The sequence below is a fragment of the Rhodopseudomonas sp. P2A-2r genome (assembly GCF_026015985.1).
GTDB lineage: Bacteria > Pseudomonadota > Alphaproteobacteria > Rhizobiales > Xanthobacteraceae > Tardiphaga.
The window spans coordinates 30,423-45,385 of sequence record NZ_CP110389.1; the positions used below are offsets into that span (position 1 = coordinate 30,423).

Below are 14,963 nucleotides of genomic sequence, written 5' to 3' on the forward strand. Positions count from 1 at the left end.
TGCGTTGCAGGGCTGTGAAGGCAACCCTGCGCGATTCCTGCCTTTGCTTCAATCGCCCGCATGGGCCGCCGTGCCATGGGGCCATTTCCAGTCGCGGATCTCGGGCATGTCCTCGCCATGTTCGCGGATATAGCGACCGTGCTCGATCAGGCGGTCGCGGAAGCCCTGCTTGACCTCGGCGGCGGCGACGGCAAGCCCCGGAACGCGCTCGATCACCTCGATGGCGAGATGAAAGCGATCGAGCTGGTTCATCACAACGATATCGAACGGCGTGGTCGTGGTGCCCTCTTCCTCGAAGCCGCGCACATGCATGCCGTCGTGGTTGGTGCGGCTGTAGGTCAGGCGATGAATCAGGTGAGGATAGCCGTGATAGGCGAAGATTACCGGCCGATCGGGGGTAAACATGCTGTCGAAATCGCGATCGCTGAAGCCATGCGGATGCTGTTCCTTCGGCTGCAGCGTCATCAGGTCGACCACGTTGACGACACGGATCTTGAGCGCCGGCAGCGCCTGCCGCAACAGGTCGACGGCGGCCAGCGTCTCCAGCGTCGGCACGTCGCCGCAGCAGGCCATGACCACGTCGGGCTCGGTGCCTTCGACCTCGGTGCCGGCCCATGACCAGATACCGGCGCCGGCATCGCAATGGGTGATGGCCTGGGCCATGGTCAGCCACTGCGGCGCCAGCTGCTTGCCGGCGACGATGACGTTGATGCGGTCATAGGTGCGCAGGCAGTGGTCGGTGATCCACAGCAGCGTGTTGGCGTCCGGCGGGAAATAGACCCGGACCACGTCGGCCTTCTTGTTGACCACGAGATCGACGAAGCCGGGATCCTGGTGGCTGAAGCCGTTGTGATCCTGGCGCCAGACATGGGACGTCAGCAGATAGTTGAGCGAGGCCACCGGCCGACGCCACGGCAGTTCGCGCGACACCTTCAGCCATTTGGCGTGCTGGTTGAACATGGAATCGACGACGTGGATGAAGGCCTCATAGCAGGAGAACAGACCGTGGCGGCCGGTGAGAAGGTAGGCTTCCAGCCAGCCCTGACAGAGGTGCTCGCTGAGCACCTCCATGACCCGCCCGTCCTGGGCGAGATGGACGTCATAAGGCTCGATGCCCTCCATCCAGACCCGCTCGGTGACGTCGAACACCGCGTCGAGGCGGTTCGACGCGGTCTCGTCCGGCCCCATGATGCGGAAGTTGCGTGCCTCGGCGTTGAGCGTCACCACGTCCTTGAGGAATTGCCCCATCACGCGGGTCGCCTCGGCCTCGACGCCGCCCGGCTGCGGCACATCGACCGCGTGGGCGTGAAGGTCCGGCAGCTTGAGCTCACGCTTCAGCAAACCGCCATTGGCGTGCGGATTGGCGCCCATGCGGCGCGCGCCGTCCGGTGCCAGCGCTTGCAGTTCGGGCATCAGCCGGCCGCTTTCGTCGAACAGGGTATCGGGCTGGTAGCTGCGCATCCACTGTTCGAGCAGTTGCAGATGTTGCGGATTACTGCGCGGATCGGCGATCGGCACCTGATGCGCGCGCCAGAAACCTTCCACCCGCTTGCCGTCGACTTCCTTCGGCCCGGTCCAGCCTTTCGGGCTGCGCAGTACGATCATCGGCCATTTCGGCCGTTCGACGGTGGCACGGCCGTCGCGCGCTGCAAGCTGGATCGCGCGAATCATGTCGAACGCCTTGCCCAGCGCATCGGCCATCTGCGGATGCATCAGCGCGGGATCGCTGCCCTCGACGAACAATGGTTCATGGCCGAAGCCGAGAAACAGGTGGCGGATCTCGTCGTCGCTCATGCGCCCGAGCACGGTGGGATTGGCGATCTTGTAGCCGTTGAGATGCAGGATCGGCAGCACCGCGCCATCATGCTTCGGACTGAGGAACTTGTTGGAATGCCACGACGCCGCCAGCGGTCCGGTCTCGGCCTCGCCGTCGCCGATCACGCAGGCCACGATCAGATCGGGATTGTCGAACGCCGCGCCATAGGCGTGCACCAGCGCATAGCCCAGTTCGCCGCCTTCATGGATCGAGCCCGGGGTCTCCGGCGCGGCATGGCTGGGGATGCCGCCAGGAAAGGAAAACTGCCGAAACAGTTTTTGAATGCCGCCGGCATCGCGACTGATATCCGGATAGATCTCGCTGTAGCTGCCTTCCAGATAGGTATTGGCCACCATGCCGGGGCCGCCATGGCCGGGACCGCAGATATAGATGATGTCGAGATCGCGGGCGCGGATAGCGCGATTGAGATGGGCATAGATGAAATTAAGTCCCGGCGTGGTGCCCCAGTGGCCGAGCAGGCGCGGCTTGATGTGCTCGCGCCGCAACGGCTCGCGCAGCAGCGCATTGCCGAGCAGATAGATCTGCCCGACCGACAGATAGTTGGCTGCGCGCCAGTAGCGATCGATCAGGTCCATCTCGCCGGGGCTCAGCGACGATTCGGGGGCGCGTGAGACATCTTGCATCGGAGAACCTTTCGTCGCGGTCGACCGCGAAGACTAAACGTCGCGGACCCGCAATGGTGGCATTGCTCGTGCAATAAACTTGCATGGCGGCGAGCGTCCCTCGGGACCCTCGCCGCCACTGCAATTTATAGATCGCGGATCACGACCGCCGCATGTCAGGGTTGGCCGGCACAACTTCGCCGGCCGCGCAAGCGCGCTTAATGGCCCGCGGATGCTGCGGCGCGCAGGATGCCGATCTTGAAGTGCTTCTTGGCATAGGCCAAGATTTCACGGTCGCTGGGATGATCGGCGGGTTCTACGCCGACAATCTTGGCGCCGATCTTCGGCATATGCTCGCGCAAATAGCCGGCAAGTTCGGTCTTGGCCTGCGCCGGACCGATGATCAGGATCTCGCCGGCGTCCGCCACCGCGTCCGCGACGGCCTTCATCATGTCCTTGTCTTCATGGACATGGCCGCTGCCGACCGTATTGGCCTTGTGGTGAATGTGCCGGGTCTCAAGGTGGGGATGCAGATCGATCTGATCGGCACCGGACAGCCCAACGTGAAACACCTTGGCTTCGCGATGGTCGATCCAGATGATGGCGTGATAGTGCGGCTGCATGAATGGCTCCTCAGTGTCGTTTTCGCAGCCGGCCTAGCCGGCTTTCGCGATCGCTTCGTCTTCCGCGGAATTCAGATACATGCCCGACATCGGCTCGATCCAGCACAGATGATCGTGCACTTCCTTGACTCCCGGAACGTTTTCCGCGGCGACGATCGTCGCCTTTCGGGCGCGCTCCTCGGTGATCACGCCACTGATGTGAACGATGCCGTCGCGCACCGTGATGGTGAGACCGAACGGCATCCAGTCGTTCTTTTCCAGCGCGGCATAGATGCGATTGCGGATGTGATCGTCATCGGCCGTGGGATCGGGCACCGCGCGCGCCAGATCGGCCACCGCCTGCAGCAGGTTGGCGCGCGACACGATGCCGACGATGTCCGCGCCGCGCATCACCGGCAGCCGCTTGACATGGTTCTTCTCCATCAGCTGGACGATATCCTCGAGCGGCGTATCTTCGGTCACCGTCAATGGCTCGCGCGTCATGACATCGCCGACCTTGCGACCCTGCGCGTGCACGAATTCTGCCGCGGACGCGCCGGGGCCGAGCAGGAACTTGAGAAAGCCACCGCGCTTGCGCTGCGTTCCAATTTCGGAGCGGCGGATGAAATCGCCCTCAGAGACGATGCCTATCAGCTTGCCGGCGGCATCAACCACCGGAAGCCCGCTGATATGCTTCTGCAGCATCGTGCCGGCGGCCTCGACGATGGTGGCTTCGGGCCGAATCGTGACGACCTGCCGGGTCATGATCTGATGTGCGCGCATGTGCGACCTCCGGGTTGGACGTAAAATCGATGGTGAAATGCTATTCCAAAGCCCGCGCCGCCGTTTGACGCAGGTCAATTGCCGGCGGACTTTCGGTCAATGCATCAAGAGCGTGCAGACCGACGACGCCTTGAGGAGATGGCGCGAGACGCCGCCGAAGATCCACTCCTGCAGACGACTATGGCCATAGGCCCCGGCCACCAGGATATCGACGCCGTTCTGTTCGGCCAGCAGGTCCAGATGATTGCCGGCCGGGCCGGCCGAGAGCTCGACGCGGGCGGTTGCGGTCACGTTGTGACGCTGAAGCCAGGCGGCGACATCGGCGAGGCGAACGGCCGCGTCGGCAATATCACTATCGCCGGCGACAATCTCGACGACTGTCACGTCAACAGCCTGCCTGAGCAACGGCAGCGACGCGACGATGGCGCGGCGCGCCTCGGCGGTGTCCTTCCACGCCACCAGGACGCGGTCCGGCGCGAGGCTGGTTTTTCCCGGCGGCACGACCAGCACCGGCCGGCCCGCGCCCATCACGATGTCACCGATGTCGAGCGACTGGTTCAGCAATGGTCCGGCTTCGTCTGCAGAACGACCGACGATGATCAGATCGGCAGCCCGCGCTTCGCTCGCCAAGTATTCGGCGGGCGCGGCAATCGCCGCGCGCCATTGCAGCGCATCGCCCACCGGCATCAGCGCTGCATGGAAGCGGCCCTCGCAGCGGCGAAGCGCTTCTTCCAGCTGGGTGTAGTCGACTTCCAGCACGCTGGTGGCGATCATTCCATCGGCGTGAACCGGCATTACAGGCACCCCGGCGGCGACCCCGGTCACCTGCGCCTTGAACCGGGTGGCCAGTTCGGCGGTGACCCGCAACGCCGACTCATTGGAATGGTCGGGGTCGAGATAGACCATCAGCGATCGGTAGGTCACATCGCGCTCCGGATTCAGTGAGAGATCAGGGCCGGGATGGTGAGCGATTCCAGCATACCACGGGTCACGCCGCCGAGGATGATTTCACGCAGCCGCGAATGACCGTAGCCGCCCATGACCAGGAAATCGCTGCCGAGATCCGCCGCCAGGGACAGGATGACGTTATGGATATTCGACGATTCGGCGGTCGCATGCTGCAGATTTGCGGATAGGCCACGCCGCGCCAGATGGCTGATCAGCGCCGGCGCCGAACTTTCGCCTGCAGCGGAATTGCTGCCGTTGACGCTGACCACATCGACAGCCTGCGCCCGCCTGAGGAGCGGCAACGCATCGTGAACGGCCCGCGATGCCTGGCTGCTACCATCCCAGCAGATCAAGGCACGGCCGGTCTTCAGGGGGCCCCGATGAATATACGGAACCAACAGCATCGGACGCCCGGAGCCGAACAGCAAGGCCTCGGGCAACGCCCCGTCATGGGTTGGCTGCGCCGAATCGGCCTGCGCCACGATGGCCAGATCGTACAGCCGCGAGATTTCGGCGAGCGCACGATTGGCCAGGAACGGCGTGTCCGACACGCAACCGCGACCGGCTGGGATGCCAGCCTGTGCGGCGGCCGCCACAAACTTGTCGAGCCGGCTCTCGGCCAGCTGCGGATCCGTATTGTACTCGGTGGGCAGCGCAAAGGCGGCAGCCGTCGGGCCCACCGACATGGCCGGATTGATGCTCTGGTAGGTGCAGACCACGCCATCCAGATGGGCGCCGAACATGGTCGCCACCGACAGGGCGCAGTCGATCAGCGGAGCCGCAGGCCGCTCAACCGGTATATGGACGACGATATCTTTCAGCATGAGCTACGCCTTCTCGTCGGGGTACCTGGTCGGATTTCATGACCGCGCTCATATTGTGACGTGTCGCCAGCTGCGATACTTTGATCTAGCTCATCCTCTCGGCCTAATTCCTCGCTATCAAGAATGACTACGCCACGGCGTCCTGCGCGCGTTGACGGTGCCGGGCGCGCGAAAAGCGGTGACGGCAGCCGCAATGAGGGAGCAACGATGACGTACGCAACGGTGATGGTCGGCCTTGCACTGGACCGATCCAATGACGCCTGCCTGGAAATCGCCCGGGAGACGGCCGAACGCTTCGACGCCCATGTTATCGGAATCACCGCTGCGCAGTTCAGCCCGCCGCTTTACTTCACGGACGGCAATCAAGCGCAGGAACTCCTCGACCAGGGTCGGGCCGAGATCAGCAACCGCGTCGCCGCGCTGGAAGCGCAGTTTCGCAAGGCGCTGCACTCCCGTTCGGACCGGCTGGAGTGGCGCAGCGCGGAAGATTTCCCGGCACGCTATATCGTCCAGCAAGCGCGCGCGGCGGATATTCTTATCGTCGGCCAGGATGGCGGCGGCGGGCTCGGCGATCCCTTCGAGAAGGCCAGTCCCAGCGATCTCCTGATGCAGGCCGGACGGCCGCTGCTGGTGGTGCCCGATGCCGGAACGTGGCTGGATCTGCGCAGCGTATTGGTGGCCTGGAAGGATACGACCGAGGCGCGGCGCGCCATCTCCGATGCGCTGCCGCTGCTACGCAAGGCCAGGGACGTGACGGTGGCCGAACTGATCGACGACGAGACGCGGCGTCCGGCGGCGCAAGCGCGACTCGACGACGTGGTCGGCTGGCTGTCGCGGCACGGCGTCACCGCCCGCGCTCAGGTCGCCAACGACCACGGCCATACCGCAAAGCAACTTGAAAGCATCGCCGCCGATGTCGGCGCCGGGCTGATCGTCGCCGGCGCCTACGGTCATTCGCGATTCCGCGAATGGGTGCTCGGCGGCGTAACGCGGCAACTGGTCAACCCGTCAACGCGTTGCTCGCTGCTGTCGCGCTGAGCGCGGAATGGCAAACCGCTTCAGCGCCTCGGCGCAGGCCAGATAGGCGATCACGATTGCCACAATGGTCCAGCCGAGCTGGGCGCCGATCGCTACGAAGCCGAACAGATGGCGTAGCGGACTGACCACCATCAGGATGGTGCCCGCCAGCGCGCCCAGCGAGGTCGCGACGAGAATCCAGTGCGGCCGGCTTTTCCAGAACGCGCCGCGGGAGCGGATCAGGAAGATCACCAGGATCTGGGTGGCGATGGATTCCAGGAACCAGGCGGTCTGGAACGTCGGCGCATCGGCATGGAACACCTTGAGCAGCAGGGTGAAGGTCGCGGCGTCGAACAGCGACGACACCGCGCCCATCACGATGGTGAAGCGCAGGATGCTCTTCATGTCCCAGCTATGCGGATTGTCGACCTCTTCGGCATCGACGCTGTCGAACGGGATGCCTATTTCCGACAGATCGTAAAGCAAGTTGTTGAGCAGGATCTGCATCGGCAGCAGCGGCAGGAACGGCAGCACGATGGACGCCAGCGCCATCGACAGCATGTTGCCGAAATTCGAGCTGGTGCCCATGCGGACATATTTCAGGATGTTGGCGAAGGTCCGGCGGCCCTCGCGCACGCCGTCGGCCAGCACGCCGAGATCCGGCGCCAGCATGATCATGTCCGCGGCGCCGCGCGCGATGTCGGTGGCGCCCTCCACAGACAGGCCGACATGGGCGGCGTGGATTGCCGACGCGTCGTTGATGCCGTCGCCGAGGAAGCCGACCACGTGGCCGCGGCGTTGCAGCGCCCTGATGATGCGGGTCTTCTGGTCCGGGGCGACGCGTGCGAACAGGTCGACGCCGTCGACCGCGGTGGCAAGCGCGGTGTCGGTCAGCTCGGCGATTTCGTCGCCCGTCAGCACCCGTTCGCAGGTCAGCCCGACCGCGCCGGCGACATGCTGCACGACTGCGGCATGGTCCCCCGAGATGATCTTGAGCCGGATGCCGAGTTGCTGGAGCATGGCAATGGCGGCGTTTGCGTCCTGCTTCGGCGGATCGGAGAACACGCAGAAGCCGACGAAGGTCAGGTCGCATTCGTCAGCGAGGTGGGCTTCGACGGTCCCGGTCGGCATCGGCTTGATGGCCACCGCCAGCAGGCGATATCCGGCCGCAATCTGCCGCGTCTCGACCTCGTGCAGCGCCGCGAGCGCCGTATCGTCGATCAGACGGGCGGCTCCGCTCCCGTCCTCCATCGCCGTGGCGCGCAACAGGATCGCTTCCGGCGCGCCCTTGATGATGAGGAATGGCTTATCCCGATAGCTCGCCAGCACCGAGACGCAACGTCGTTCGAAATCGAACGGCACCTCGCCGTGCCGGGTCCATTCGGTGACCGCCGGCAAGTCGGCATGCGACAACACGGCATCGTCGAGCGGACTGCGAATACCGGTCGAGAACTTGCAATTGAGGTATGCCAGCGTCAGCACGCGATCGCTGCCGCGACCGTCGGTGCCGATGTGATCGACCAGCGTGATCTTTGCCTGGGTCAGGGTACCGGTCTTGTCGACGCACAGCACGTCCATGGCGCCGAGATCGTGGATCGCCGACAGCCGCTTCACCACCACCTGCTTCCGCGCCATGCGCAGCGCGCCGCGCGCCAGGGTCACCGTCATCACCATAGGCAGCAGTTCAGGCGTTAGGCCAACCGCCAGCGCCACCGCGAACAGGAACGACTCGACCGGCGGCCGCCCGGCCACCAGATGCGCGAACAGCACGAACAGCGTCAGGAAGATGGTCAGCTTCAGGATCAGCAGGCCGAGATTGTGCACGCCGCGTTCCAGCGCGGTGGGCGGCTCGTTCGACGACAGCGCCGCGGCGATGGCGCCGAAGCGGGTGTTCGGGCCGGTGGCGACGATGAGCATCAGCGCGCTGCCGCCGACGACCGACGTCCCCGCGAACAGCGCATTGCCGGCATCGCTCGGCGTCGCGCTGCTGGACGACTGGTCGTTCTTGGCAGACGGAAATGCCTCGCCGGTCATCAGCGATTCGTTGACCTGGGCATTGTGTGCTTCGAGCACCACGCCGTCCGCCGGCACCAGATCGCCGGTGCGCAGCTCGACGATGTCGCCGGGCACCAGATCCTCGACGGCAACCGCGATCACCTTGCCGTCGCGGCGGGTATCGGCCTTGACCGCAACGGAGCGCCGCAGCGTCTCCACCGCGACTTCGGCGTGGTGTTCCTGAACAATATCGAGCCCGATCGATCCGGCGATCACCGTCACGATGATGATGAAACTGGCGATATCGCCACTGATGCTGGAGATGGCGGCGGCGACCAGCAGGATGGCGATCAGCGGATTGAGCACCCGCTTGGCGATCTTGGCCAGCAGGCGCTGCCTGACCGGTTCGTGAAAGGCATTCGGTCCAACTTGCGCGAGCCGGTCAGCAGCGACCGAGGCTGTCAGCCCCTCGCGCCGGCTTTGCAGGCCCGCCAGCAGGGCGTCCGGCGGCTTCTGCCAGAACAGATCGGCCGGTGCAGCGTTGGCGGCATGCCGCTGCCGCCGCATGGGAAAGCTGTGCTTGACGAAAAATGTCATGGACTGTGCCGGTCGCCGTCGAACGAATTGAGCCAGATTCCGAGAGCAACCTGAATGCCCCGGAATGACGCCGGCCCGCTTGAGCTGAATCAAGATCCCGTCGCGGGCGCCGCGCTATACTGCTGACTTCCCGCTGAATTGATTCAGCGCAACGCGGGAGCGGCGCAACGCTGGCATTGTTTTTTCGAACCCTCTGGATCACGGAGACGGTCATGGCAGAACTTTCCGAGCACATCGCAACAGGCGAGCAAACCGCGGCCGACGCGGTCACGCGCTCGACAGTGGCCGGCAAGCGCACATTCGACATTCTGCTCACCGCGCAGCGGGTATTCCTCGACGAATGGATGGTCGCCGGCAACGAGATGTTCGAGCGCGCGCGCACCGAAACGCACCTGTTCAACGAGCTCGTCTCGAAGATGGCCGGTGCGCACTCCACCAACGATATCAAGACCATGTGGACAGAATGTAGCCAGCATCAGCTCGACTTCCTGCGCCGCGACGCCGAGCGCCTGTTCCGCCATGGCGAGCGCGTCGTCCAGGCAATGGCGCAGTTGACCAACCACCCCCGCAACGACTGAGCACGGCCGGGAACGACTACATGACCAAGGTCGAGCAGCGGATGGCTTCAAGCAGTCCGCTCCCGCGCGTGGCAGAGCCCGCGCCTCCGCATCGCGCGCCGGTCGCCGTGCCTGATATTGTGCACCCGGTCGCCGCCGCCGGGGACCAGGCGCTCCATGAACCGCACGATGCCGATCGCGCCTTCCACGCCATGCTGGCGCAGCTCACCGGCGGCCTTTCGCCGACGGCGCTGGCGATGGCATGGCTCGATTGGGCCGCGCATCTGGCTTCGGCGCCGGCCAAGCGGCTCGATACAACCCGGGACGCCGTGCAGCGCAGCAGGCAGCTCGCAACCTACGCCGTAGCCGCGGCTTCATCGAAGGACCAGCCTGCCCCGCTGATTGCGCCGCTGCCGCAGGATCGCCGCTTCGCCGGGCCGGACTGGCAGTTACCGCCGTTCAATCTGATGGCGCAGGCCTTCCTGCTCAGCGAACAATGGTGGCACAATGCCACGACCGGGGTGCGCGGCGTGGCGCCGGCCAACGAGGCCATTGTCGAGTTTTCGATGCGGCAGCTGCTCGACGTGCTGGCACCCTCGAATTTCGCCGCCACCAATCCCGACGTACTGCGGAAAACTATCGAGACCGGAGGCGAAAATTTTGTCCGTGGCTGGCAGAATTTCTGCAGCGACTGGAGCCACGCGCTGGCCGGCGAAAAAAGCACTGAGAATCAGTCCTTCGTGGTCGGCAAGACCGTCGCCACCGCAGCCGGCAAGGTGGTGTTCCGCAATCGCCTGATTGAATTGATCCAGTACCAGCCGACCACCGCGAAGGTGCATCCCGAGCCGATCCTGATCGTGCCGGCCTGGATCATGAAATACTACATTCTCGATTTGTCGCCGCACAATTCGCTGGTGAAATTCCTCACGGATGCCGGCTTCACGGTGTTCATGATCTCGTGGCGCAATCCCGGCTCGGCGGATCGCGACATCAGCCTGGAGGATTACCGCCGGCTCGGCGTCGACGCCGCCGTCGCGACCATTGCCGACATCCTGCCTGATCGCGGCATCCACGCGCTGGGCTACTGCCTCGGCGGCACCCTGCTGTCGATCGCCGCCGCGGCGATGGCCCGCGATGGCGATACCCGCCTGAAATCGATCACCCTGCTCGCGGCGCAGACCGACTTCACCGAAGCCGGCGAACTCTCATTGTTCATCAACGAAAGCCAGGTGGCCTTTCTCGAGGACATGATGTGGCAGCGCGGGGTGCTCGACACCACGCAGATGGCCGGCGCGTTCCAGATCCTGCGCTCCAACGACCTGATCTGGTCGAAGATCGTGCACGATTACCTGATGGGCGAACGCGCGCCGCCGTCGGACCTGATGGCCTGGAATGCCGACGCCACGCGGCTGCCCTACCGCATGCATTCGGAATATCTGCGCCAGCTGTTCCTGCACAACGATCTCGCCGAGGGCCGCTATCTGGTGGACGGCCGGCCGATCTCGCTGTCAGACATTCACACGCCGATGTTCGTGGTCGGAACGGTGCGCGACCACGTGGCGCCCTGGAAGTCAGCCTACAAGATCCATTTCCTGGTGGATGCCGACGTCACCTACCTGCTCACCAGCGGCGGCCACAATGCCGGCATCGTCGCGCCGCCGGACCAGCCCAGTCACAGCTATCAGGTTCTCCTCAAGCCCGCCGACGGGTCCTATATCGGCCCGGATGAATGGCTGAAGACGGCGCCGCATCATGACGGATCGTGGTGGCCGGAATGGACGACCTGGCTGACCGCGCGATCCGGCGCGCTTTGCGATCCACCGCCCATGGGCGGCGGCGGCGCGGATGCTCGCTCCCTGCCAGACGCGCCCGGCGACTATGTTCGCCAGCCGTAACCGCAGACCCCTATGGCTGCAGCACCGCGGCGCCAAGGAGCTCCCCACCGCGCAATTTGGCGAGCACGTCGTTGGCCTGGCTGAGCGGAAAGGCCGTCGTCTGGGCATGGATGCCCGCCTTTTCCGCGATGGCAAAGAAATCGATGCCGTCCTGCCGCGTCAGATTGGCAACCGACAACAGTTTCCGCTCGCCCCAAAGCAGGTCGTAAGGAAACGTCGGAATGTCGCTCATGTGGATTCCGGCACAGACCACACGCCCGCCCTTGCGCACCGCGCGCAGCGCCATGGGCACCAACTCGCCGGCCAGCGCATAGATGATGGCGGCATCGAGCGGCGCGTCGGGCAGTTCGCCGGAGGCGCCTGCCCAGACCGCGCCGAGACGGCGCGCGAAATCCTGCGCCGCCGTGTCGCCGGTACGCGTGAAGGCATGGACCGAGCGGCCCTGCCATATCGCCACCTGGGCGATGATGTGCCCCGCGGCGCCAAAGCCGTAGATGCCGAGTCGCGGCGCGTCGCCGGTCATGACCAGCGAGCGCCAGCCGATCAGGCCTGCGCACAACAGCGGCGCCATCGCCACGTCGTCGCCGTGCTCGCCAAGGGCAAAGGCAAAGCGCGCATCGGCAATGGTGTGCGTGGCAAAGCCGCCATCGCGGGTGTAGCCGGTGAAGGTCGGGTTGTCGCAGAGGTTCTCCATGCCCTCGCGGCAGAACCGGCATACGCCGCAGGTGCTGCCCAGCCAAGGAATGCCGACCCGATCGCCGATCCGATGCGTGGTGACCTCGGCGCCAACGAGATCGACCCGGCCGACGATCTCATGGCCCGGCACGATCGGATATCTGATATCGGGCAATTCGCCATCGAACACATGCAGATCGGTGCGGCAGACGCCGCAGGCGCTGACCTTGACGCGAATCTGTCCCGCACCGGGAAGCGGGTCGGCGCGCTCCTGCATACGGAGTTGAGCACCCGGACCCGACAATACCATTGCTCGCATCATGCCTACCGTGCGTTATGGCCTGCATCCGGACGAACCAGAATGCGGCCTGCATCAAAGATATCCAACCGGCGCCACCTGCGATGTCGGGATGCCGCAGCCTGCCCTGATCGAAACATACTTCCCCACTATCAACCGCTCGTCGCCAAACGAGGATCGCACAAGTGAGGTCATCGACCGGACCAAGGTGGCTCCCGGACTCAACAGGGCCGGTCCCCTTGATGGAAGCATCGAGCTGCCTTCGAACCATAGCGACGGTACGCCAGCCGTTCGGGCACCCATTGACGTGCGTCAAAACGGTTCGCGTGCGCAGAGTGCACGCTTCCTCAACAGTCAAGCATTCGCACAGCCCGGCTTCCCCCTGGAGCCGAATCGCAAAAGGACGGTCGTCGTGTCCACTGCCCCTCTGCTAACTGCCACGGCGACGGACGCCGCGCTGGAACTGCGTCCAAGCGGCGCGTGGACGGCAGTCCATGCTGAAGCACTGGAAACGCTGGCAGCAGCCGTGGCCCCCAGATCGATCGCGCCGCCCGCGTGACGATGGATCTGGCCGGTGTCCGGGAGATCGACACGATCGGCGCCTGGCTGCTTGAGAAACTTGCCCGGCGCGTCCCACTTGCCGGTCACCGTGCCGAAATCGTCAACGTGTCGCCCGATTATGCCGGACTGATCGAGGAAGTCCGCCAGGTCAACCGCCACGCTCCCAAGCCATCGGCGCCGCGCGGCATGGTCGTCACCAAACTGGACGAGCTCGGCCGTTCCGCGCTCGGCGCGACCGAGGACATCTCGATCTTCCTGCAGATGCTCGGCTCGCTCTGCATGGCATTGCTGCGTATCGTCGCCAGGCCGCGCTCGCTCCGGCTCACATCCTTTGTGTACCAGCTTTACCGGGTCGGCTGGCAGGCAATCCCCATCGTCGTGCTCATTACCTTCCTCATCGGTGCCATCATCGCCCAACAGGGCATCTTTCATTTCCGCAGGTTCGGCGCCGATTCCTATGTGGTCGACATGGTCGGCATCCTGGTTCTGCGCGAACTCGGCGTGCTGATCGTCGCCATCATGGTCGCAGGCCGCTCCGGCAGCGCCTATACGGCCGAACTCGGCTCCATGAAGATGCGCGAGGAGATCGATGCCCTGTCGACCATGGGACTCGATCCCGTCGATGTGCTGATCCTGCCGCGCATTCTGGCGCTGGTCTGCGCGCTGCCGATCCTGACCTTCATCGGGTCGATCGCCGCATTGTACGGCGGCGGCCTGACCGCCTGGTTCTACGGCGGCATGAGTCCGGCCATCTTTATTGCCCGGTTGCATGACGCGGTCACCGTCACCCATTTCGAGGTCGGCATGATCAAGGCGCCATTCATGGCGCTGGTGATCGGCATCATTGCCTGCAGCGAAGGCCTGCGGGTCAAGGGCAGCGCGGAATCCCTGGGCAAGCAGACCACCACCTCGGTGGTGAAATCGATCTTCCTGGTCATCGTGCTCGACGGGCTGTTCGCGGTGTTCTTCGCTTCGATCGGAATGTGAAGATGACCGAGACAGCAGTCCCCTTCGCGATCCGGGTTCGCGACCTCGTGGTCGGCTTCGGCAAGCATGTGGTGATCGATCACCTGTCGTTGGACGTCCGGCGCGGCGAAATCCTCGGCCTCGTCGGCGCCTCCGGCGGCGGCAAGTCGGTGTTGCTGCGGACAATTATTGGCCTTATCCCGCGCCGCAGCGGCGAGATCGAGGTGATGGGCGTTCCGATCGGTGGGGTCAACGACCGCATCACCCAGAAGAGCGCCGGCCGCTGGGGGATCCTGTTCCAGCAGGGCGCGCTGTTCTCCTCGCTCACGGCGCGGCAGAACGTGCAGTTTCCGCTGCGTGAGAACCTGACATTGTCCGCCTCGCTGATGGACGACATCGCCAACGCCAAGCTGGAAATGGTCGGACTGAAACCGGAGGATGGCGACAAGTTTCCATCGGAGCTGTCCGGCGGCATGACCAAGCGCGTGGCGCTGGCGCGCGCGCTGGCGCTCGACCCAGCGATCGTGTTTCTCGACGAACCGACCTCCGGCCTCGATCCCATCGCTGCCGGCGATTTCGATACGCTGATCAAGACGCTGCAGAAGACGCTGGGCCTGACGGTGTTCATGGTCACCCATGATCTCGCCAGCCTGAATACCGTGTGCGACCGCGTCGCCGCGCTGGCCGACGGCAAGATCGTTGCCATCGGGCCGTTGCCCGAACTGATGCGATCCGAACATCCCTGGGTGCGAGCCTATTTCCACGGCAAGCGATCCCAGATGCTGCAACCAAGAGCGAGCTGAGCC

11 protein-coding genes and 1 pseudogene are annotated in these 14,963 nt (G+C 64.7%); 5 read left to right on the forward strand and 7 right to left on the reverse strand.

Annotated elements, in window-relative coordinates; all coding sequences use genetic code 11:
* Nucleotides 1-48: 48 nt before the first annotated feature.
* From ONR75_RS00135 to ONR75_RS00155, 5 genes are all read right to left on the reverse strand, one after another.
* Nucleotides 49-2,460 (reverse strand): phosphoketolase, encoded by a 2,412-nt coding sequence (locus tag ONR75_RS00135; protein ID WP_265080859.1) that lies wholly within the window; start codon nt 2,458-2,460, stop codon nt 49-51.
* A gap of 197 nt (nt 2,461-2,657) precedes the next feature.
* On the reverse strand, nt 2,658-3,062 hold the full coding sequence (locus ONR75_RS00140) for a translational machinery protein (RefSeq protein ID WP_265080860.1): 405 nt from the start codon (nt 3,060-3,062) through the stop codon (nt 2,658-2,660).
* Nucleotides 3,063-3,095: 33 nt separating this feature from the next.
* Nucleotides 3,096-3,824 carry a CBS domain-containing protein gene (locus ONR75_RS00145; RefSeq protein WP_265080861.1) on the reverse strand — a complete coding sequence of 243 codons (729 nt, stop codon included), beginning with the start codon at nt 3,822-3,824 and terminating at the stop codon, nt 3,096-3,098.
* A gap of 96 nt (nt 3,825-3,920) precedes the next feature.
* Nucleotides 3,921-4,748, reverse strand: coding sequence for a universal stress protein (locus ONR75_RS00150; RefSeq protein WP_265080862.1), 828 nt, complete (start codon nt 4,746-4,748; stop codon nt 3,921-3,923).
* A gap of 14 nt (nt 4,749-4,762) precedes the next feature.
* Nucleotides 4,763-5,596 (reverse strand): universal stress protein, encoded by an 834-nt coding sequence (locus ONR75_RS00155; RefSeq protein WP_265080863.1) that lies wholly within the window; start codon nt 5,594-5,596, stop codon nt 4,763-4,765.
* Between the two features lie 207 nt (nt 5,597-5,803).
* Here ONR75_RS00155 and ONR75_RS00160 point away from each other — a divergent pair, with 207 nt between their 5' ends.
* Complete coding sequence (locus tag ONR75_RS00160; RefSeq protein WP_265080864.1) at nt 5,804-6,634, forward strand: universal stress protein; 831 nt, start codon at nt 5,804-5,806, stop codon at nt 6,632-6,634.
* Here the strand turns inward: ONR75_RS00160 and mgtA are convergent.
* Nucleotides 6,605-9,205 (reverse strand): magnesium-translocating P-type ATPase, encoded by a 2,601-nt coding sequence (mgtA, locus tag ONR75_RS00165; RefSeq protein WP_265080865.1) that lies wholly within the window; start codon nt 9,203-9,205, stop codon nt 6,605-6,607. The genes ONR75_RS00160 and mgtA overlap by 30 nt on opposite strands.
* A 212-nt stretch (nt 9,206-9,417) precedes the next feature.
* Between mgtA and ONR75_RS00170 the strand changes: the two genes are divergently transcribed.
* Nucleotides 9,418-9,783, forward strand: coding sequence for a hypothetical protein (locus tag ONR75_RS00170; RefSeq protein ID WP_265080866.1), 366 nt, complete (start codon nt 9,418-9,420; stop codon nt 9,781-9,783).
* Nucleotides 9,784-9,803: 20 nt separating this feature from the next.
* Entirely contained in the window at nt 9,804-11,657 is a 1,854-nt protein-coding gene (locus ONR75_RS00175; protein WP_265080867.1) for a PHA/PHB synthase family protein, read from the forward strand.
* Between the two features lie 10 nt (nt 11,658-11,667).
* On the opposite strand, the gene ONR75_RS00180 is transcribed toward ONR75_RS00175, so the two are convergent.
* Nucleotides 11,668-12,651 carry a zinc-dependent alcohol dehydrogenase family protein gene (locus ONR75_RS00180; RefSeq protein WP_265083888.1) on the reverse strand — a complete coding sequence of 328 codons (984 nt, stop codon included), beginning with the start codon at nt 12,649-12,651 and terminating at the stop codon, nt 11,668-11,670.
* A 391-nt stretch (nt 12,652-13,042) separates the two neighbouring features.
* Here ONR75_RS00180 and ONR75_RS00185 point away from each other — a divergent pair.
* Nucleotides 13,043-14,178 (forward strand): annotated as a pseudogene (locus ONR75_RS00185) (MlaE family lipid ABC transporter permease subunit).
* 2 nt (nt 14,179-14,180) lie between these two features.
* Nucleotides 14,181-14,960, forward strand: a complete 780-nt coding sequence (locus ONR75_RS00190) for an ABC transporter ATP-binding protein (RefSeq protein ID WP_265080868.1) — start codon at nt 14,181-14,183, stop codon at nt 14,958-14,960.
* Nucleotides 14,961-14,963 lie beyond the last annotated feature (3 nt).

What these genes read in the sequence shown, in the direction of transcription:
- ONR75_RS00155 (WP_265080863.1), bottom strand. Translation starts at nt 5,596, where the DNA reads ATGCTGAAAGATATCGTCGTCCATATACCGGTTGAGCGGCCTGCGGCT.
- ONR75_RS00140 (WP_265080860.1), bottom strand. Translation starts at nt 3,062, where the DNA reads ATGCAGCCGCACTATCACGCCATCATCTGGATCGACCATCGCGAAGCC.
- ONR75_RS00180 (WP_265083888.1), bottom strand. Translation starts at nt 12,651, where the DNA reads ATGCGAGCAATGGTATTGTCGGGTCCGGGTGCTCAACTCCGTATGCAG.
- ONR75_RS00145 (WP_265080861.1), bottom strand. Translation starts at nt 3,824, where the DNA reads ATGCGCGCACATCAGATCATGACCCGGCAGGTCGTCACGATTCGGCCC.
- ONR75_RS00135 (WP_265080859.1), bottom strand. Translation starts at nt 2,460, where the DNA reads ATGCAAGATGTCTCACGCGCCCCCGAATCGTCGCTGAGCCCCGGCGAG.
- ONR75_RS00190 (WP_265080868.1), top strand. Translation starts at nt 14,181, where the DNA reads ATGACCGAGACAGCAGTCCCCTTCGCGATCCGGGTTCGCGACCTCGTG.
- ONR75_RS00175 (WP_265080867.1), top strand. Translation starts at nt 9,804, where the DNA reads ATGACCAAGGTCGAGCAGCGGATGGCTTCAAGCAGTCCGCTCCCGCGC.
- mgtA (WP_265080865.1), bottom strand. Translation starts at nt 9,205, where the DNA reads ATGACATTTTTCGTCAAGCACAGCTTTCCCATGCGGCGGCAGCGGCAT.
- ONR75_RS00170 (WP_265080866.1), top strand. Translation starts at nt 9,418, where the DNA reads ATGGCAGAACTTTCCGAGCACATCGCAACAGGCGAGCAAACCGCGGCC.
- ONR75_RS00160 (WP_265080864.1), top strand. Translation starts at nt 5,804, where the DNA reads ATGACGTACGCAACGGTGATGGTCGGCCTTGCACTGGACCGATCCAAT.